Raw genomic sequence first — 18937 nt, 5'->3', positions numbered from 1 at the left:
GGGCCCGGTGGCGAGCGGGTCATGAGCAAGCGCAGCGCCTGGCACGACCGGACACCACGCCTGGGCCCCGGCCTTCGCCGGGGAAGTGCTGAAGGAAGACGCTAGGCAAGCCACCCGCAAGATCACCGCGGTGCTTCGATCGTTTCGATGATGCTGGCGACGACATCCTCGATCGCGCGGCCATCGATCTCGGCGGCGGGCGACAGGATCAGGCGGTGGCGCAGCAGCGCCGGGGCCAGCGCCTTCACATCGTCGGGGATGACGAAATCGCGCCCGTCGATCGCGGCGCGCGCGCGCGCAGCACCCGCCAGCATCGCCCCTGCACGCGGGCTCGCGCCGCTTTGCAGATCGGCAACGCCGCGCGTGCCCCGGATCAGCGCGGTGATATAATCGATCAACTCATCCACCAGCCGCACCTGCCCGACCACCGCAATCGCGTCCGCGATCGCAGCGGCATTGGCCACGGGAGCAACGCCCCATTCGGCGGGCTCCATCGCATGGCCGTGCGCGCCGTGCGCGGCGATGATGCGGCGCTCCTCGGCGGCGCTTGGATAATCGACGATCTGCTTGAACAGGAAGCGGTCGAGCTGCGCCTCGGGCAGCGGATAGACGCCCTGCTGCTCGATCGGGTTTTGCGTCGCCACCACCATGAAGCGTTCGCCCAGCGACAGGCTTTCGCCGTCGATGGTGACCGTGCGTTCCTGCATCGCCTCGAGCAACGCCGCCTGCGTCTTGGGCGGGGTGCGGTTGATTTCGTCGGCCAGCAGCAGATCGGTAAAAATCGGCCCGCGCGTCAGCGTGAAGGTGCTGGTCTGGAAGTTGAACAGATTGGCGCCAATAATGTCGCCCGGCATCAAATCGGGCGTGAACTGAATCCGCCCGAAATCGAGCCCGATCACGCGCGCGAAACTGCGCGCGAGCAGCGTCTTGGCCGTCCCCGGCGGCCCTTCGAGCAGCACATGCCCGCCCGCGAACAGCCCGACCAGCAGGACCTCGACGGTCTGTTCCTGCCCGACCACCGCCTTGCCGATCTCGCCGCGAATGGCCTGGGCCAGCGCCGCCACGTCCTCGACTGTCGTGATTGCACCCGTCACCGTGTCTTCTCCCATAACCATCGATGCAGCGCCTGCGCCGCCTGAAGCATGTCGCGTGGATGGCGCGCTGCGCGCGCTTGCTCGGCCAGATCGGAAAAGCGCGCGCGATCGGCGAGGCCATCGAGATGCGCGTCGAGCGCGCCATCGCGCAACCGCGCGGGCACCCCGAACACGCTCACCGCACGCTCGCGCACCAGATCGACATACCGCGCCCCCAGCCCGCCTTGCCGCCCCGCCTTGCGCACCAAAGCGGCGGCATTGTCGATCAATGCGGTCTTGCCGAACGCGATCGCGCGTTCACGCCGCCGGGGTGCCCCGAAGCGCGAGGTCGCCTGAATCCCTGCCAGCAGCACCGCCGCCGCAACCGCCAGCGTCATCGCGAGGAAGGGTGGCTCGAACGCCAGCTTAAGTGGGGTCCGCGTTCTGCCAAAGCCATTGAGCGTCACGTCGAACACCACCGATTTCGCACCGGTCGCATTCAGAAAATCGAGCAAGGCCAGCGCCGAACGCGCCTGCTTCGCATCGCCCATCGCGATGTTCGACAGCAAATCCGGGTCGGCCAATACGTAGAAGGGATGCTCGCCAATCTGACCCAGCACGATCCCGCCCTGATCGTCGGTAATCAGCGGCTTCAAATCCGCGCCCGCCATCGTCTGCAGCGGGCGCGGCGCGGCAAAGCGCAAATCGGCGGGCATCCACGACACGCCGACCAAGGGCCGCCCGCCGCTCGGATGGCGCGCGATCTTCAGCACGGTCTTCGGCGCAAGGACACCCTCGGGCTCGAACGTCGGCTGCAAATCGCTGTATCGCACCCAGCCGGAATGCGTCAGGTCGGGAACGGTCACCCATTTGGGCAGGATAAGCAACGTTGGCTTGACCGCGCGCTGTTCCAGAATTTTGGTCATGTCGGTGCGCCCGGTTTCGGGCGTCAGCACTACCAGATCCTCGGTATCAAGCGCGCGCACATCGCGCACAATCTCGGCACCGCGCCCGGTTGCTTGTGCCAGTTGCACGATCCCGCTGAACCCCGTCGCCGCGTTCGACAGCGCGTGCGCCCCGCCATTGCGGCCCGAGCGCAGATCGGGCGCATAGGCCCCGAGCACCAGCATTCCAAGGAACAAGGCAATCCCCGCCCCCACGATGATGCCGACGGTGCGCACCGAAAACCCGCCCGATGTCGAACCCGCAGTGCCGATGGTAATATCGCTCATCCGCGCCACGTCCGTGGCAGCGCGAAGTCCGCATAAGCCGCGCGCGCGCTCTGCCAGTCATCGGCGGCGACCGGACGCCCACCGAACAGACTGCGCTCGACCAGGCGTGCAATCCCCGCGAACAGGCCGCGCGCCGACGCTGGAATCGCATCGGACGCGCTCAACTCCCGGCTGGTCAACGCCGGGCGCACCAGTTGCGGACGCCGCCGCGCAATGTCGTCGATCGAGCGGAACAGCAAATGATGCACCGCCTCGGCATAGCGCCCCGCCGCCGCCAGCGCATCGGCCTCGCGCAGCCATTCGCGCACCGGCGTCGCCTCCGGTTCCCAGCTTTCTTCGTCTTCCGGCAAAGCCGCGACGGGTCGGTTGCGGACGAAGCGTGGCAAGCGCCATTCGCCATGCCGGATGCGCTGATACGCCGCCCATAACAGCATCACGACGAAAACGCCGAGCACGCTCCACAGGAACATCTTAGCATAGGGCCAATCCGGCAAAAACCCATCCAGCCACGCGAAAAAACGCCCAATCGGCGCAAGCACATGCCGTAACCATTTGCCAAACTGTATCAACCACAAGGGCGGCTCGGGCGGCAGCGGCGCGCGGAGCAGCCTGAACTGAATCGTCGAATCCGCCTTCAACGCGGCATGGGCCGCAGCGAACCGGTCGGTAGCGGTTGCCACCTGCTGCGATGTCCCCCCGCTCACTGTCATTCCCCCGGCATCATGCGACGCTACTTCACTGAGAGTAAAGCAACTCTCTCCGCGCGCAATTGCCAAATTGCGCTGGACGCCACGCGTGGCACCGGTCAGTTTGCCGACAGTTCATCACCGGGGGGCACGCAGACATGGCCAGCATTGCCGCAGTATCGGACCGTCGCATGTCGATTGGCCGGGTTTTCAGCCGTGGTTTCGCAACAATCGGCGCGAACCCGCTGACCATGTTCGGCATTTCGTTTTTGTTCGGTGCCGTGCCGAGCGTGGCGCTCAACGCCCTCCTGCAAAATCCGCGCGCCACGCAATCACTACCCTTTACCCTCGCCACCATCCTGCTCGCGGGTGCAGTCGGCGTGCTCACGCTTGCCTTCACCTTTCTTGCGCAGGGCGCGCTCGTGCGCGCGACGGTGGCGTTCAGCGATGGCCAGCCGGTCAGCTTTGCCGAATCCGCAATGGCAGGCTTGCGCAAGATTCTTCCCTTATTCGGTCTGGCGGTGCTGATCGGGGTCATCGTCGTGTTCGGGCTGATGTTGCTGGTCGTGCCCGGCATTATTTTCTATCTGATCCTGTCGGTCGCGGCACCTGCTCTGGTCGAGGAAAATTGCGGCGTTTTCGGTGCATTCGGGCGCAGCGCCGCGCTGACCAAGGGCGCACGCTGGAACATCTTCGCGCTCGAACTGGTCGTCATCGTGATTTACTGGCTTGTTTCGGCGGTTTCCGGCCTGTTGATGTTTGCAATTCTGGGGGTTCAGGGCGTGGCCAATGCCGCGCAAAGTGGCTTTCCGATCGGCCTGCTCGCCATCAGCGTGGTGACGACGACTGTGGTGACGACGATCGCCTCCGCGATCCAGACCTCGCTTTATGTCGAACTCCGCAATTGGAAAGATGGCCCGGCCAGCGAAGCGTTGACCGATATTTTCGGCTGAGGCGATTCAGCGCGCGTTCACCGCAAACCGGCTTTGCAGGCGCGACTGGCCGGTGGTTCCAATCCGGCCCCAATCTGGTCTAAAGGCGCTGCCATGAATCACCTCCCCCCCGCCGCGCCGGTGCGCGCGCTGCTGTCGCGGCTAGGCCTTGCAGCTCTTCCTTTGCTGGCACTCGGCGCTGGATCGCCAAGTGGCATTCTGCATGTTGCGGTCGATAATGTGCGCGCTCGTACCGGGCGCGTGCATGTCGATCTTTGCACGCAGGCGCAGTTCCTGAAGGATTGCCCAATCGCGGCGGACGCCCCCGCACATGTAGGCCAGGCGACGGTAACGCTGACCGGACTGAAGCCCGGTCGCTACGCCGTGCAGGTGTTTTACGATCAGGACGGCAATGGCAAACTCGACCGCGCGCTGTTCGGCATTCCCAAGGAGGGCGTTGGTTTTTCCAACGATGCCAAAATCCGCCTGGGCCCGCCAAAATGGGAAGAAGCTGTGTTCGATTATGACGGACAGGAACGGACGATCCACCTGAAACTCCGCTATTTCATCGGCCCTGACGCGCCCAAACAGTGATAGCGCAGCGTATTCAGCAGCTCGTCGCGCTTGGCGTGCGGCGGCCTTTCATGGTGCTCGGTCTGTGCCTTGCGCTGGTTCTCGGCGCGGCGCTCTATGCCGCCGGCCACTTCGCGATGACGACCGACACCGCCGCGCTGATTTCTCCCAAGATTGCGTGGCGGCAAAATGAGAAAGCGGTCGAGACCGCCTTTCCGCAATTGTCCGACGTGCTGTTGGTCGTCGTCGATGGCAAGACACCCGAACTGGCCGAAGCCGCCACCGCAAAACTCTCCGCCGCGCTGGCCGAGGACACGCGCCATTTCCGCACCGTACAGCGCCCCGATGGCGGCGCGTTTTTCGACCGCGAAGGCTTGCTGTTCGGCTCCACCGCATCGGTAAAGGCCTCCACCAAGGCCCTGATCGACGCGCAGCCGTTGCTCGGCCCCCTGGCGGGTGACCCATCGTTGCGCGGCATTGCGGGTGCGTTTTCGACGATGCTGAGCGGCGTCACCAATGGCGACGTGCCGTTGTCGCGGATCGACCGCCCGATGCGGACGATGGCAGCGGCGCTGGAGGCGTCAGCGGCCGGCAAACCCGCTTATTTCTCGTGGCAGCAACTCTTCGCCGAGCCCGGCGCAGGTGCCGCGCCACCGCTGCGCCGCCTGATCCTCGCACAACCCAGGCTCGATTACGGCGCGCTGCAACCCGGCGAAGATGCCGTCGCCGCGATCAAGGCGCAGGCGATCAAGCTCGGCCTCGACCAGACGCACGGCGTCATCGTGCGCACCACCGGCGAAGTGCCGCTGGCCGACGAGGAATTCGCCACGCTGGAGGAAAATATCGGCTTTGTCGGGCTGGTGATGGCCGCCGCGATGCTGGTGACTTTGTGGTTCGCAACGCGCTCGGTCAAAATCGTTGCGGGAATCGTGGTGACGATCGTTGCCGGGTTGGTGGTGACGACCGCGCTCGGCCTGTTCGCGGTTGGCGCGCTCAACCTGATTTCGGTCGCGTTCATTCCGCTGTTCGTCGGCCTTGGCGTCGATTTCGGTATTCAGATTGCGGTGCGCTTCAATGCCGAGCGGCTCGACGGGGCCGACACCGGCAAGGCGTTGCAACGCGCCGCCGTGGCGCTCGGCGCGCCCCTCGCGCTGGCGGCGGGGGCGGTGTTCCTTGGCTTTGGCGCGTTCCTGCCAACCGACTATATCGGCATTGCCGAACTCGGCATCATCGCCGGGCTTGGGATGGTCGTCGCGCTCATCGCCAGCGTTACGCTGCTCCCGGCGATACTGATGCTGCTCAAGCCCGGCGCGCCACGCCGCGAAGTCGGTTTTGCCGAGGCAGCCCCCATCGATCGCTGGCTGCACAGCCACCGCAAGACGGTGTTGTGGGCGTTCGGCCTGTCGATGGCGGGCAGCATTGCCCTGCTCCCCTTTGTCCAGTTCGACTTCAATCCGCTCCACCTGCGCGCCAAGGATGGCCCGGCGATGCGCACGCTGAGCGACCTGATGCGCGACCCGTTGCGCACCCCCAACACGATCAACCTGCTCGCGCCCAATGCGGATGCCGCCAGGGCGTTGACCGAGAAGTTGAGCGCATTGCCGGAAGTGGCGGAAGCGGTGTCGGTCGACAGCTTCGTCCCCGCCGATCAGGAGGCCAAGCTCGCTTTGGTGCAGGATGCGTCGCTGCTGCTCGACGCGACGATCAACCCGTTCGACCTCACCCCGTCACCAGGCGACGCCGACTCCGCCGCCGCTCTCGCGCGCACCGCCACCGAATTGCGCGCAATCGCGGTTAGCCACCCCGGCCCCGCCGCCGAGAGCGCGCGGCGTCTCGCGGCCGCTTTCGGTCGTCTCGCGACCGGCACCCCGCAAGACCGCGCGCGGGCAACGACGCTGTTGGTGACCCCGCTCGGCACGATGCTCGACCAGGTCCGCTCCGCCTTGCAGGCCGAAGCGGTAACGCGCGCCACGCTCCCGCCGGAAATCGCCGGGAACTGGATCGCCAAGGATGGCCGCGCGCTGGTGCAACTGTTCCCGAAGGGCGACAGCAACAACAATGCGGTGCTGCGTCGCTTCACCAAGGCGGTTCGCGCCGTCGCACCCGATGCAAGCGGCCTCCCCGTTGCAACGCAAGAGGCAGCGGGAACCGTCGCCTGGGCATTTGTCGAGGCCGGAATCCTCGCGCTCGCCTTGGTGAGCGGGCTGCTCTTCCTTGTGCTGCGCGACGTGAAGGAAGTGGCGTTCACGCTCGCCCCCGTGGTGCTTTCGGGTTTTCTGACGCTCGGCAGTTGCGTGTTGATCGGGCAACCGATCAACTTCGCCAACATCATCGCCTTCCCCTTGCTGTTCGGGGTTGGTGTGGCGTTCCACATCTATTTCGTGATGGCGTGGCGGGATGGCGCGACCGATTTGCTGCAATCCAGCCTTGCCCGCGCGGTGCTGTTCAGCGCGCTCGCCACGGGCAGCGCCTTTGGCAGCCTGTGGTTGTCGCACCATCCGGGCACAGCGAGCATGGGCAAGATCCTGATGATCTCGCTTGCCTGGACCCTGGTTTGCGCATTGATTTTCGAACCGGCCCTGCTCGGCCCGCCGCGGAAGAAAGCGGGTTAGGGCGCGGGGCTGGCGGGTGTTTCGGGGGCGGCAGGTTGCTCGACCGTCGGCGCCGCCGGATCGGCGGGAAGCGGATCGGCGGCGGTCGCAACCCCAGGCTCAGATGCGGGCGCCGTGCCCGTGGCGGCAGGATCGGCGAGTGGATCGTCGAGCGCGCTGTCGACCGGCTTGGCCCCGTGGCGCAGCTCAGCGATCGTTGCCGCGCGATCCTGCAAGAAGGCCGAACGCAAGGTTGCATAAGGGTCAACCGCCCCACCCAGCAGCGCCTTCAGCTCCGCATCGGATTCGGCGCGCAGGTCAATCCCGCTCAAACCCGCCTGCGCGGCCTGAAGTTCCGCACGATCAAAAGGCGTGCCGATGGTCAGCGGCAACACCGCCCCCTCGCCCACGCCCGCACCAAAATCGCGCAGCGTATTGGGGCCGACCAGCGGCAAGAAGATATAGGGGCCCGGCCCGACCCCATAACGGCCCAGCGTGTTGCCGAAGCTGTTGTCATGGTGCGGCAGGTTAAATTCCGACGTCTTGGCCACGTCGAGCAACCCGCCAATGCCGATGGTGGAATTGACCCCGAAGCGCGCCAGCGTCTTGATCGCACGCTTGGGTTTCAACTGTAGCAGATCGTTCGCAAAAACGAGCGGCTCGCCTACGTTGGAAAAGACATGGCGGATGCCGGTGCGCACCACCTTGGGCACGATTTTTTTGTACGCCAGCGAGACGGGACGCAGGAAGATCCGGTCGAGCACCTGATGGATCGAGAACATCACTCGATTGAAACCTTCGAGCGCATCGCCCTTGGCATGGTGATGGTGTCGCTTGGGCGCGAGCGCGGATTCGCGCGACGGGACCAACGGAGCCGCCGATACGATCGCCACGGTCTGGGTTGCGCCGGGCTCCTGCGCGACCGCCACGGGTGCAGCGAGCAGTGCAATCGCCACCGCCAAAGCGCTGCTCGTCGTCCGAATCGTCACGCCGATCAGCGCCCGCCCTTGGCGGCCAGATCGTCAAGATGCGCGATCAGGGCCTTGGCACCGCCTTTGGCAAAGAGGCTTGCGAAATCGGCGCGGCGTGTTGCCAACTGGCTGATCGCGTTCTTGTAATAAACGTCGATGATCTTCCACTTGCCCCCGCTCTGGCGCAAGCGGTAGCCGATCGGCACGGCGTCGCCCTTGGGGGCAGTTAGCGTCGTGCGCACCAATTTGTCGGTGCCGCGCGTTTCGATGCGCGGGTCGATGCTGAAGCTTTCGCCGCCATAGCTGCTGAAATTCGACGCATATTGCGCAAGGGTCATGCGGCGCATCGCCGTGACCAACGTCGCCTGGTCCGCCGGAGCGACCTTCACCCAATCGGGCCCAACCGACAGCCGGGTGATGAGCGGAATGTCGAATGTCTGGTCGACCACGGGCCCGATACGCGCGATTCGCCCCTGCGTACCAAGCGTGCTGCCCCCCTTCATGATCGCGAGCAGGCCCTCATCGAGCGTTTGAACCGGCGCGCGCGCCGGATCCGTCGCTTGTGCAAAAAGCGGCACAGCGCAGCATAATGCCGCCACGGGCACGACGTATCGCAGGGGAGAAGTCATCGAAAGCTCCTATTGGGACATTCGGTGATGCCCCATCCGGTTTGCGGGCGGCGTTATCACCGCAACGGCGCTAGCACAAACGGCTGTAGCCCCGATGAACCGCGCGGATTGTGGGACAATCGGGCCGAAGGTGCCGATCCCCTTTGCCGGTGGCACCGGTTTTCCGGCTTTCTTTATGCTGCGACGCGGCTAGAATAAGCGTTCGGGAGGCATAGATGACGGATCCGCGTGCGTGCTTGCCGGCGCGTCGCCCGGTTTTCGGCAGTTGAGCGGACGGAAGGGACGTTTTTTGCAAGTAATTTTGGCAAACCCGCGCGGATTTTGCGCAGGCGTGGTGCGCGCGATCGAGATCGTCGAGCGTGCGCTCGATCGCTATGGCGCGCCCGTCTATGTCCGCCACGAAATCGTCCATAACCGCCATGTCGTCGATACGCTGCGCGGCAAAGGCGCGGTTTTCGTCGAGGAATTGTCCGACGTGCCCGAAGGCGCGATGACGGTGTTCAGCGCGCACGGCGTCGCGCGCTCGGTCGAGGAAGAGGCCAAGGCGCGCAAGCTGCCGGTATTCGACGCGACTTGCCCGCTGGTCACCAAGGTGCATCTGCAAGGGCGGCGTTATGCCAAGGCCGGACGCACGCTGGTGATGATCGGGCATGAAGGCCATGCCGAAGTGGTCGGCACGCGCGGTCAGGTCGATGCGCCCGTCCATCTCGTTTCGACCGAAGCCGATGTCGCGGCGCTCGACATCCCCAACGACGCCGAAATCGCCTACATCACCCAGACGACGCTGAGCGTGGACGACACCAAGAATGTGATCGCCGCGCTGGCCAGGCGCTTCACCAATTTGATCGGCCCAGACGTTTCCGAAATCTGCTATGCGACGCAGAACCGGCAGAGCGCGGTGCGCGATCTGTGCAAGGTCGCCGATTTGCTGCTGGTCGTCGGTTCCGAAAACAGTTCCAATTCCAGCCGCCTGCGCGACCTGGGGCAAGATGAGGGGCTGCCAAGCTATCTCGTCGCCGATGGCAATGCGATCGATCCGGCGTGGTTTGAAGGGGTTGAGCGCGTCGGCCTCACCGCAGGAGCCTCCGCCCCCGATGAGCTGGTCGACAGCGTCATCGCCGCGCTGCGCAAGCTCGGCCCGGTCGAGGTGACGCAGTTGGCAGGCGTCGAGGAATCGCTCGAATTTGGCCTGCCGCGCGAATTGCGTGATTCGCCAATACCTTCCCAAACGCGCGTGATGAGCGCATAGGAACCCCCATGAGCCTTCCTTTTGCACCGCTGGCGCGCATTGGCGCCTACACCCTGAAAAACCACATCAAGGGCGGCAAATATCCGCTCGTGCTGATGCTGGAGCCGCTGCTCCGCTGCAATCTCGCTTGCCCGGGCTGCGGCAAGATCGACTATCCAGATGCGATCCTCAACCAGCGTCTGTCGTTCGAGCAGTGCATGGAGGCGATCGACGAATGCGGCGCGCCCGCCGTCTCGATCGCGGGTGGCGAGCCGTTGCTCCACCGCGACATGCCCAAGATCGTCGAGGGCTATATCGCCAAGAAGAAATTCGTCATCCTGTGCACCAACGCGCTGCTGATGAAGAAGAAGATCGACGATTATAAACCCTCGCCTTACTTCACCTGGTCGATCCATCTCGATGGCGACAAGGGCATGCACGACCATGCGGTCGATCAGGCCGGCACCTATGAAGTCGCGATCGAAGCGATCGAAATGGCCAAGGCCAAGGGTTTCCGTGTCCAGGTCAATTGCACCGTGTTCGACGGTGCCGACCCCACCCGCCTCGCCGGTTTCTTCGACGAAATGCAGAAGCGCGGCGTCGAGATCACCATCTCGCCCGGTTATTCGTACGAGCGCGCCGCCGATCAGGAGCATTTCCTGACGCGCGAGCGCACCAAGAACTTCTTCCGCGACGTGTTCCGCAAGGGCGATGGCGGCAAGGCGTGGACCTTCACCAACTCGCCCTTGTTCCTCGATTTCCTCGCGGGCAACCAGACCTATGAGTGCACGCCGTGGTCGATGCCGCTGCGCACCGTCTTCGGCTGGCAGAAGCCGTGCTATCTGGTCGGGGAAGGCTATGTCGATACCTTTGCCGAGCTGATGGAAGGCACCGACTGGGACCAATATGGTGTCGGCAAATATGAAAAATGCTCGAACTGCATGGTGCATTGCGGCTTCGAGGGCACGGCGGCGAGCGACTCGATCCGCCACCCGCTGAAGATGTTCGCGATCGGCCGCAACGGCGTGCGCACCGAGGGGCCGATGGCCCCCGATATCGACCTGTCCAACGCCCGCAAGGCGACCGACGTCCACTCGCTACATGTCGAGCGCGAACTCGCGAAGATCAAGGCCGCCGACCCCGAGGGCTTCAAGCGCACCCAGCGCGCGGCGTAACGCACTGAACGCCGCGCCGGCGTCGCGGCCGGTGCGGATCAGCGCGGGGAGCTGTGCAGGGTTGCGCGCGAGCGATGCGAGGATCGCGCCGAGCGCGACGCCGCCATCGGGCTTCATGCCGACCAAAGCAGCGGGCGGGAGCGCGTGATCGGCGCTGTCCGAGATCGTGCGCAGAATCGCGAACGGGAGATTGTGGCGCGCGGCGACGCGGGCGGCGATGTGCGATTCCATGTCGACTGCGATTGCGCCGGTGGCGGCATGGAGCGCGGCTTTTTTGGCGACAGAGGCGATGATGCTGCCAGCGCCGACGATGGTGCCAAGGTGAGCATTGGGCAGGCTTTGCACCAACCAATCAGTCAGGACGCTTCCCCGGCGAAGGCCGGGGTCCAGTTTCGCCGGCCCCTGTCGCGAAGCACTGTCCTCACCATCGGCACGTTCCGCGACTGGGCCCCGGCCTTCGCCGGGGAAGGCGTGAGGGTAAAGGGTTCCGACCACGACATCCCCTGCCCGCAAGGCCGGATCGAGCGCGCCCGCGACACCGCAGGACAGGATGAGTAACGCGCCTCCCGCCGCCGCCTCAAGCTCCCGCTCCAGCCGCACGGCATCACCACCGCCCGCCACCACGACAAACCCCGGTCGCGCGATGATCGCCGCCTCGCGCGTCAGCCCGCAGGCGACGAGGATCGTCACATTCCGAACGCCGGACGCGGATCGTTCGAGCGCTTCAGATTGCGATAGCGCGCCACCGCCCAGAGCGGGAAATAGGCCGGATAGCCGTGATAGCGCAGGTAGAAAACGCGCGGAAAACCGCCGCCGGTATATTTCTCCTGCCCCCACAGCCCATCGGCGGCCTGTGTCGCGATCAAATGGCGGATGCCGCGCTCGACCGCGGGATGATCGACCTTGCCCGCCGCCATCAGCGCGAGCAGCGCCCAGCCGGTTTGCGACGCGGTCGAGGGCGCTGGCGTATAGCCCTTGTAATCAAGCGCATAGCTCTCGCAATCCTCACCCCAGCCACCGTCGAGATTCTGGATGTGGATCAGCCAGTCGGCACCCTTGCGCACCATCGGATGCTTCGCATCGAGCCCGGCGGCGTTGAGCGCACACAGCACCGACCAGGTGCCGTAAATGTAATTGACCCCCCAGCGCCCGAACCAGCTGCCATCGGGCATCTGTTCCTTTTCGAGGAAGGCCAAGGCCGCCTTCATCCGGGGCGTGTCGGTCTCACCCAATTGCGCCAGCATCGACACCACGCGCGCGGTGACGTCGCTGGTCGGCGGATCGAGCAATGCGCCATGATCGGCAAAGGGGATGTTGTTGAGATAGTGATAGCTGTTGTCGGCATCGAACGCGCCCCAGCCGCCATCCTTGCTTTGCAGCCCGACGGTCCATTCGACCCCGCGCGCGATCGATTCGTCATAGGCGGCAGGGGCGCGATCCTTGGCGCGGTCCATCGCCATCACCACCACGGCGGTATCGTCGAGATCGGGGTAATGCGCGTTATTATATTGGAAGGCCCAGCCGCCGGGGCGGACATCGGGCTTTTCCTCGGCCCAATCGCCCTTCACATCGAGCACCTGCAGCGGCTTGAGCCACGCCAACCCCGCCGCCGCGCGCGCCTCGGCCTCCTCGCCACCCACTTCCAGCATCGCGTGGGAGGCGAGTGCCGTGTCCCACACTGGCGAGACGCACGGCTGGCAATAGGCCTCGTCGTCCTTGACCACGAGCAGCTTTTCGACCGATTCGCGCGCGATCGCCCGCGCGGGGTGATCCTCCGCATAGCCCAGGCAATCGAACATCATCACGCTGTTGGCCATCGCCGGATAAATCGCGCCCAGCCCGTCCACGCCGTTCAACCGCTCGGTGACGAAGGTGACGCAGGCGTCGATGGCGCGCTGGCGCGTGCCCTTGGGCCAGAGCGGCTCGACACCCTTGAGGACCACGTCGAGGCCGTTGAAGAAGGTCGTCCAGGCTTGCTTGGTCCCCGCCGCCTTGCTGACCAGCTTGGCGCGCTTGGCGGTATAGAGTTCGTCGACCAGCACGCCCGAGGGATTGCGCGCCACCGGCTTCTTCGCCGCCAGCACCAGCAGCGGCACGATCACCGTGCGCGCCCAATAGGACATTTTGGAGAGATGCACCGGGAACCAGCGCGGCAGCAGGATCAGCTCGACCGGCAGTGTCGGCACCACACTCCACGGCCCCGCGCCGAACAGCGCCAGCTGGATGCGGGTGAAGACGTTGGCAGCCGCCGCCCCGCCCGCTTTGTGGATCGCCGTGCGCGCTTGCACCATGTGCGGCGCATCGACCGAATCGCCGATCATCTTGAGCGCGAAATAGGCCTTTACGCTCGCGCTGACATCGAACGCGCCGCCCTGGAACAGGCCCCAGCCGTGATGCGTCGGCGACTGGATGCGGCGCAGATAGACGCCAATCTTGCGCTCGATCTCCGCGTCGCGCGGTTCGCCCAGATAGTGGCGGAGCAGCACATATTCGGCGGGGATGGTGGCGTCGGCTTCAAGCTCGAACACCCAATGCCCATCGGCATTCTGCAACGCGCCCAAGGCTGCGGCAGCCTTGCTCGCCGTAGCGTCGGCTTCTTCCAATAAAATGCTGCGGTCTATCGTATCGATGCTCATGCCCGCGCCTTAGCCGAGCCGGGCACCCCGCGCCAAGCGGGCAGCGGTTTCGCCCGATCGCAGCGCGCCCTCGATGGTCGCGGGCAGCCCCGTCTGCGTCCAGTCACCCGCCAGAAACAGGTTGCGCCAGCGCGTGGCAGCGGGCGGGCGCTTGGCGTCCTGCTCGGGCGTCGCGGCAAAGGTCGCGCGCTTTTCCTTGACGATCTGCCAAGGCGGCAATGTCGCCGGCAGGCCGTGAATCGCGGCGATATCCGCCCAGAAGGTCGCGGCGAGTTCGGCGCGGTCGGTATCGACCAGATGATCGGCGGCGCTGACCGTCACCGAAAGGCGATCGTCAAAGGCGAAGATCCATTCCGCCGTGCCGCCGATCACGCCGATCATCGGCGCGACGCCGGGCGGCGGGGTGAAAGCGAAGTGCGCGTTTACGATCGCGCGGAAATCATCGGGCACGGTGAGGCCGGGCACTAAAGACGCGGCAACCCAGGGCGGCACCGCCAGGACCACCGGTTCGTCCGCGCCAACCGCTTCCTCGCCATCGCCAAAATCGAGCGCGACGACGCGATCCTCGGCGAACCGAAGGGCGCGCAGCCGCCGCCCGAGCGTCAGGGTCGTGCCGTGCTGCTCCAGCCAGGCCACCGCCGGATCGACGAACGCCGCCGCCAGCGTCGGCTCGGCGATGCGCGGGCGCATCGCATGTCCGCCTTTGCCGAGCGTCTCGCGGATCACGGCCGCGGACAGCCGCGCCGATCCGCTCGCGACCGGCGTATTCAGCACGGCGAGCAACACCGGCTCGATCAATTTGTCCCACACCGCGCCGCGCGGCGCGACCCGATCGGCGACCGTCTGTTCCGCCGAGCCGCCGAGCAAACGCGCCAGCCGCAGATAATCGCCCGCGCGCGTGCCCGGCACGCGGCGACCGTCGCGGAAAATCCACCAGGGCAGCGGCCCATCATTGATGCGCACCGCCCAGCGCGCGCCGCTGCTCCGGTCGACGAAGGGGAAATCGGCGTGGAGCGGCCCGCTCAGCCGATCACTCGCGCCGATCGTCGCGAGATAGTCCCCGACTGCGCGATTGCCCGACAGCACCAGATGGTTGCCATTGTCGATCGTCCGCCCGAGCTGCGGATCGTGATAGCTGCGGCAGCGCCCGCCGGCTTGCGCCGCGCCATCGACCAGTTCCGCCTTATGCCCGGAACGCGCGAGATCGACCGCGGCAGCAAGCCCGGCCATGCCGGCCCCGATGATACGGACCCGACCGATAGAAGCCGCGCGCTTCAACGGAACAGGCTGAGCCGCAACACGGTGAACAGCAACGCGGCCTTATTGACCTTGATGCGCGCGCGCGGCGGTGCCCAGCCGACCGCTTCCATCCGCACCAAAATCGGCGCGTACACCGCCGCCATCAGGCGCGGGGCGAGCAAATGCCCGCGTGGTCGCTTTGCCAAAATCGCCTCGGCTGCGCGGAAATGCTCGTGCGCGCGCGCCGCCAGTACACGCGCGGCTGCATCGACGCGCGCATCACCGACGACAGCAAGGGGGGCGCCCAGCGGGATGCCCGCCGCCTGCAACGGCTCCAGCGGCAGATAGACGCGCCCGATCGCGGCATCCTCATCCACGTCGCGCAGGATGTTGGTGAATTGCAATGCCAGCCCCAAATGGTGCGCCAGCGCGATACCGGTCTCCGCCTCCATCCCGAAAATCTTGACCGACAACCGCCCGACTGCCGAGGCAACCCGGTCGCAATACAGGTCCAGCGTGGCCATGCTCGGCCAGCGAATATCCTCGGCGACATCCATCGCCATGCCGTCGATCACCGCGAGAAAATCGGCCTTGTCGAGCGCGAAGCGGCGCACCGCCTCCGCCACCAGCGTCGCTTGCCCCGCATCACCACCGGCATAGAGCGACTCGATATCGGTGCGCCACGTTTCCAGTGCTGCCGCGCGCGCCGGACGATCGCCAATCTCGTCATCGGCAATGTCATCAACCGCGCGGCAAAAGGCGTAAACCGCATACATCACCTCGCGCTGCGCCTTGGGCAGCACGCGCATCCCGGCGTAAAACGAGCTGCGCGAAACTTGCGCCTGCAGATGCGCGGGAGTGGCCTTAGGATTCATGCCCGCCCCTTAACCAGTTGCGTGGCCCCCGCCAACGCTGCAAGCCCAAGCGCCTCGGGCGCGCGGTGGTGGACGCGTTCGGACAGCGGATCGCGGACTTTCAACCGCTGCGTCAGGCTGGCGGCAAGCCGGTGGATGATCGCCACCTCGATTCCCAACCGACGATCGCGAATCGCGCCAGCAAAACCCGCCGACTGCGCCAGCAGCACGCCCGATCGCGCGGCTAGATCGCGGATCACCGCGCGCAATGCCGGGGTGGCCGTGGCCTGCCCCAGATCCTCCACTGTCGCGCCATGCGCCGCCATCACGTCGCCCGGCAGATACACCCGTCCGATCGCGCGGTAATCCTTGCCGCAATCCTGCGTGTGGTTGATGACTTGCAGCGCGGCGCACAACGCATCCGACGCCGCCCACGTTGCGCGATCCTCGCCATGCACATCCAGCACATACCGCCCGACCGGCATCGCCGAATAGCGGCAATAGTCGAGCAAAGCCGCCCAATTGGCGTAGCGATCGATCGTGCAATCGCGCTCGAACGCGACGAGCAGATCGAGCGCGTGCTGCGGGCTCAGCCCATGCGCCTCCATCGTCGCGCGGAGCGCCACCGAAGGCGCATCGCTATCGTCGGTGCCGAGAATCGTCGCGCGCATCGCGGCGAGGAGCGCGAGCTTCTCATCGGCCGAGGCGGCGGCGTTATCGGCCACATCATCGGCGGCGCGCGCGAAATGGTAGAAGGCCATCACTGGCGCGCGATGCTCGGGCTTCAGCAGCACCGAGGCGACGGGGAAATTCTCGTCCTTATGCCCCTTGCCCGAGGCAAGCGCGGTAGCGGTGGTTGCGGTGCTCATGCCGACAGATCCGCCTGGACGCGGCCCTTCCACAGGCCCCCGCGCCCGCGCTTGTGCTGCCACGCCGACAGCACGGTGCAGCCTGCATAAAAGGTTGCGATCAATGGCAAAGCAGGTCCCCAAAGTGGCGAACGACGATAAAATTGCAGCATCGGCTGGAACAGCAAGGCCATGATGGCCCAGGCCGCGAGCGCCGCATAATGCGCCCATCCGCGCGCGAAAAGCGCCAGAATCGGCGGCGCAAGATACGTCAGCGCGAGCCCGAGCGTGGTGCCCGCCAGCAACCAAGGTGAATAGCGGAGCTGGGCATAGGCAGAGCGCGAGATCATCGCCGCGACCGAGGCCCAAGTGTCGTAACGGCGGATGCTGAGCACGCGATCGGTGAGGCCGAGCCACACCGCCCCCTGCCGCTTCATCAGCGCGCCGAACGCGCAATCGTCGATCAAGGCGGATCGCACCGCCACAATCCCGCCTGCCGCCGCCAGCGCGCGGCGCTGCACCAGCATCACCCCGCCCGCAGCGGCACCAAGGCCGCGCCCACGCCGGTTCACCGTGGCGAAGGGATACAGCATCTGGAAAAACCACACGAAAGCCGGGATCAGCGCGCGCTCGGCCAGGCTCTCGCAGCGCAGCCGCGCCATGAGCGAGACCAGCACGCGATCATCATCGACCGCGCGCGCGACCAGGCTGCGCACGCTATCGGGCGCGTGGGCAATGTCGGCATCGGTCAACAACAGATAGTCGGGCGCGTCGCCTGCCGCTGCGACACCCTGCGAGACGGCCCACAACTTGCCGGTCCAGCCGGGCACGAGCGGCGCGCCGGTGACGATCTGCAACCGGTCACCCCCAACCGCGCGGGCGATGTCAGCGGTGCCGTCGCTGCTCGAATCATCGACCAGGATGATGCGGAAGTCGCCGGGATAGTCCTGCGCGGCGAGGCTGGCGATCGACTCGGCGATCACCTCGGCTTCGTCGCGCGCAGGCACGACAGCGACGACCGAGGGCCACCATTCTTCTCCCCTCCCTGGAAGGGAGGGGTTAGGGGTGGGTTGGCCCGTGGAGAGCGCGACGCCTGCCTTAGGCCGACCCACCCCCAACCCCTCCCTTCCAGGGAGGGGAGGAAGAAGGCCATCCCGCTCCCGCGTCAGCCAGAAGCCGTCGCGCCCAAGCGCCAGCACGATCCAGATCAACAGCGACAGCGTGGCAATTCCGAGCGCGATCACGCCAGCATCCCCGCTTGGCGAAACCACGCCACCGCATCCTCCAGCGCCGCACGATAGGGCCGCGCGTGGTAACCGAGTTCGGCCTCCGCCTTCGCACTCGCATAATACATGTCGTGTGCGGCCATGCGCAGCGCATCCAGCGTCAGGAACGGCTCCTTGCCCGTCACCCGCGCGATCTGTTCATTCACCCAGGCCAGCGGGAAAAGCGGCGCTCTCGGGATTTGCACCGTCGGCGCCTTGCGCCCAACGATCGCCGCGACGTCCGCCAGCATTTCGCGCAGCGACACATCCTGCCCGCCCAACACATAACGCTCACCGATCCGCCCGCGCGCCATCGCCGCGATATGGCCCTCGGCTACATCATCGACATGGACGAGGTTGAGCCCGCTCTCGACAAAGGCGGGCATCCGCCCCGCCGCCGCCTCGATGATAATCCGCCCGGTTGGCGTCGGTCGCGCATCGCGCGGGCCGATCGGGGTCGAGGGATTGACGATCACCGCAGGCAACCCCCGCTCGGCCACCATCGCCTCGACCAGCCGTTCCGCCACCACCTTGCTGCGCTTATAGGCGCCGACGGCCTGTTCGGGCGTCGCCGGGCGCGTTTCATCGGACGGTTTGCCGTGGTCGGGGCGCAGCGTCGCCACGCTGCTGGTATAGACGATTCGCTCGACCCCGGCGGCCAGCGCCGCCTCCATCACCGTGCGCGTGCTGGCAAGGTTGTTGCGCACGATCTCCTCGGTGTCGGGGGCCCAGATCCGGTAATCGGCGGCGACATGATAGAGGTGTGCAACACCCGCCATCGCCCGCGCCATCGCGGCGGCATCGCGCGCGTCGCCCTCGACCAGTTCGCCCGGGAAATCGGCCAGATTGGTCCGCGCGCTGCTTGCCCGCGCCAGCCCGCGCACGCGCGCGCCGTCCGCTGCCAGCCGCCGCGCGACGGCCGAGCCGACAAAACCGGATACTCCGGTCACGAATATGATGGGTCGATCGGTCAAGCAGCCTCCAGTGGCGGTGGCTTTAGTGCGA

General features: G+C 66.0%; 17 protein-coding genes. 5 read left to right on the top strand and 12 right to left on the bottom strand.

Annotation, left to right across the window (positions count from 1 at the left end; translation table 11 throughout):
* Positions 1–122: 122 nt before the first annotated feature.
* Genes WC704_RS09370 through WC704_RS09360 form a run of 3 tightly spaced genes read right to left on the bottom strand, consistent with a single transcriptional unit; the run spans position 123 to position 2985 of the window.
* On the bottom strand, positions 123–1109 hold the full coding sequence (locus tag WC704_RS09370) for an AAA family ATPase (protein WP_372889882.1): 987 nt from the start codon (positions 1107–1109) through the stop codon (positions 123–125).
* The gene (locus WC704_RS09365) at positions 1091–2305 is read right to left on the bottom strand and encodes a hypothetical protein (protein ID WP_372889653.1); all 1215 of its coding nucleotides are present in this window, start codon (positions 2303–2305) and stop codon (positions 1091–1093) included. The genes WC704_RS09370 and WC704_RS09365 overlap by 19 nt, the downstream gene beginning before the upstream one ends.
* Positions 2302–2985 (bottom strand): DUF4129 domain-containing protein, encoded by a 684-nt coding sequence (locus tag WC704_RS09360; RefSeq protein ID WP_372889652.1) that lies wholly within the window; start codon positions 2983–2985, stop codon positions 2302–2304. Before WC704_RS09360 ends, WC704_RS09365 begins: the two co-directional genes overlap by 4 nt.
* 164 nt (positions 2986–3149) lie before the next feature.
* Here WC704_RS09360 and WC704_RS09355 point away from each other — a divergent pair, with 164 nt between their 5' ends.
* From WC704_RS09355 to WC704_RS09345, 3 genes are all read left to right on the top strand, one after another.
* Positions 3150–3944, top strand: coding sequence for a hypothetical protein (locus tag WC704_RS09355; protein WP_372889651.1), 795 nt, complete (start codon positions 3150–3152; stop codon positions 3942–3944).
* A gap of 93 nt (positions 3945–4037) precedes the next feature.
* The gene (locus tag WC704_RS09350; RefSeq protein ID WP_372889650.1) at positions 4038–4517 is read left to right on the top strand and encodes a DUF2141 domain-containing protein; all 480 of its coding nucleotides are present in this window, start codon (positions 4038–4040) and stop codon (positions 4515–4517) included.
* On the top strand, positions 4514–7108 hold the full coding sequence (locus WC704_RS09345; RefSeq protein WP_372889649.1) for an MMPL family transporter: 2595 nt from the start codon (positions 4514–4516) through the stop codon (positions 7106–7108). The genes WC704_RS09350 and WC704_RS09345 overlap by 4 nt, the downstream gene beginning before the upstream one ends.
* Here the strand turns inward: WC704_RS09345 and WC704_RS09340 are convergent.
* The gene (locus WC704_RS09340) at positions 7105–8076 is read right to left on the bottom strand and encodes an MlaA family lipoprotein (protein ID WP_372889648.1); all 972 of its coding nucleotides are present in this window, start codon (positions 8074–8076) and stop codon (positions 7105–7107) included. The genes WC704_RS09345 and WC704_RS09340 overlap by 4 nt on opposite strands.
* A 5-nt stretch (positions 8077–8081) precedes the next feature.
* On the bottom strand, positions 8082–8687 hold the full coding sequence (locus tag WC704_RS09335) for an ABC transporter substrate-binding protein (RefSeq protein WP_372889647.1): 606 nt from the start codon (positions 8685–8687) through the stop codon (positions 8082–8084).
* Between the two features lie 289 nt (positions 8688–8976).
* Between WC704_RS09335 and ispH the strand changes: the two genes are divergently transcribed.
* Both ispH and hpnH read left to right on the top strand, forming a co-directional pair.
* Positions 8977–9936 carry a 4-hydroxy-3-methylbut-2-enyl diphosphate reductase gene (ispH, locus tag WC704_RS09330; protein WP_372889646.1) on the top strand — a complete coding sequence of 320 codons (960 nt, stop codon included), beginning with the start codon at positions 8977–8979 and terminating at the stop codon, positions 9934–9936.
* 8 nt (positions 9937–9944) lie between these two features.
* On the top strand, positions 9945–11090 hold the full coding sequence (hpnH, locus tag WC704_RS09325; protein WP_372889645.1) for an adenosyl-hopene transferase HpnH: 1146 nt from the start codon (positions 9945–9947) through the stop codon (positions 11088–11090).
* Here hpnH and WC704_RS09320 read toward each other — a convergent pair.
* Genes WC704_RS09320 through hpnA form a run of 7 tightly spaced genes read right to left on the bottom strand, consistent with a single transcriptional unit; the run spans position 11013 to position 18906 of the window.
* Positions 11013–11780 carry a phosphorylase gene (locus tag WC704_RS09320; protein WP_372889644.1) on the bottom strand — a complete coding sequence of 256 codons (768 nt, stop codon included), beginning with the start codon at positions 11778–11780 and terminating at the stop codon, positions 11013–11015. The two genes, hpnH and WC704_RS09320, sit on opposite strands and share 78 nt — an antisense overlap.
* Positions 11777–13726 (bottom strand): squalene--hopene cyclase, encoded by a 1950-nt coding sequence (gene shc, locus WC704_RS09315; protein WP_372889643.1) that lies wholly within the window; start codon positions 13724–13726, stop codon positions 11777–11779. The genes WC704_RS09320 and shc overlap by 4 nt, the downstream gene beginning before the upstream one ends.
* Positions 13727–13735: 9 nt before the next feature.
* Complete coding sequence (gene hpnE, locus WC704_RS09310) at positions 13736–14956, bottom strand: hydroxysqualene dehydroxylase HpnE (RefSeq protein WP_372889642.1); 1221 nt, start codon at positions 14954–14956, stop codon at positions 13736–13738.
* Positions 14957–15000: 44 nt separating this feature from the next.
* Positions 15001–15840 carry a presqualene diphosphate synthase HpnD gene (gene hpnD / locus WC704_RS09305; protein ID WP_372889641.1) on the bottom strand — a complete coding sequence of 280 codons (840 nt, stop codon included), beginning with the start codon at positions 15838–15840 and terminating at the stop codon, positions 15001–15003.
* Positions 15837–16688: a squalene synthase HpnC gene (gene hpnC / locus WC704_RS09300; protein WP_372889640.1), complete on the bottom strand. Its 852-nt coding sequence runs from the start codon at positions 16686–16688 to the stop codon at positions 15837–15839. Before hpnC ends, hpnD begins: the two co-directional genes overlap by 4 nt.
* Positions 16685–17911, bottom strand: coding sequence for a glycosyltransferase (locus WC704_RS09295; protein WP_372889881.1), 1227 nt, complete (start codon positions 17909–17911; stop codon positions 16685–16687). The genes hpnC and WC704_RS09295 overlap by 4 nt, the downstream gene beginning before the upstream one ends.
* Entirely contained in the window at positions 17908–18906 is a 999-nt protein-coding gene (gene hpnA / locus WC704_RS09290) for a hopanoid-associated sugar epimerase (RefSeq protein ID WP_372889639.1), read from the bottom strand. Before hpnA ends, WC704_RS09295 begins: the two co-directional genes overlap by 4 nt.
* Between the last annotated feature and the right edge of the window lie 31 nt (positions 18907–18937).

It is taken from the genome of Sphingomonas sp., assembly GCF_041661885.1.
Classification (GTDB): Bacteria; Pseudomonadota; Alphaproteobacteria; order Sphingomonadales; family Sphingomonadaceae; genus Sphingomonas.
The sequence above is the reverse complement of the archived record's forward strand: the minus strand, read 5'-3'. Positions and strand labels throughout refer to the sequence as shown.

Excerpts from the sequence above, each read along its gene's own strand:
- hpnH (WP_372889645.1), top strand. The coding sequence starts at position 9,945 with ATGAGCCTTCCTTTTGCACCGCTGGCGCGCATTGGCGCCTACACCCTG.
- hpnC (WP_372889640.1), bottom strand. The coding sequence starts at position 16,688 with ATGAGCACCGCAACCACCGCTACCGCGCTTGCCTCGGGCAAGGGGCAT.
- WC704_RS09365 (WP_372889653.1), bottom strand. The coding sequence starts at position 2,305 with ATGAGCGATATTACCATCGGCACTGCGGGTTCGACATCGGGCGGGTTT.
- WC704_RS09370 (WP_372889882.1), bottom strand. The coding sequence starts at position 1,109 with ATGGGAGAAGACACGGTGACGGGTGCAATCACGACAGTCGAGGACGTG.
- WC704_RS09355 (WP_372889651.1), top strand. The coding sequence starts at position 3,150 with ATGGCCAGCATTGCCGCAGTATCGGACCGTCGCATGTCGATTGGCCGG.
- WC704_RS09335 (WP_372889647.1), bottom strand. The coding sequence starts at position 8,687 with ATGACTTCTCCCCTGCGATACGTCGTGCCCGTGGCGGCATTATGCTGC.
- hpnE (WP_372889642.1), bottom strand. The coding sequence starts at position 14,956 with ATGGCCGGGCTTGCTGCCGCGGTCGATCTCGCGCGTTCCGGGCATAAG.
- WC704_RS09350 (WP_372889650.1), top strand. The coding sequence starts at position 4,038 with ATGAATCACCTCCCCCCCGCCGCGCCGGTGCGCGCGCTGCTGTCGCGG.
- shc (WP_372889643.1), bottom strand. The coding sequence starts at position 13,726 with ATGAGCATCGATACGATAGACCGCAGCATTTTATTGGAAGAAGCCGAC.
- hpnD (WP_372889641.1), bottom strand. The coding sequence starts at position 15,840 with ATGAATCCTAAGGCCACTCCCGCGCATCTGCAGGCGCAAGTTTCGCGC.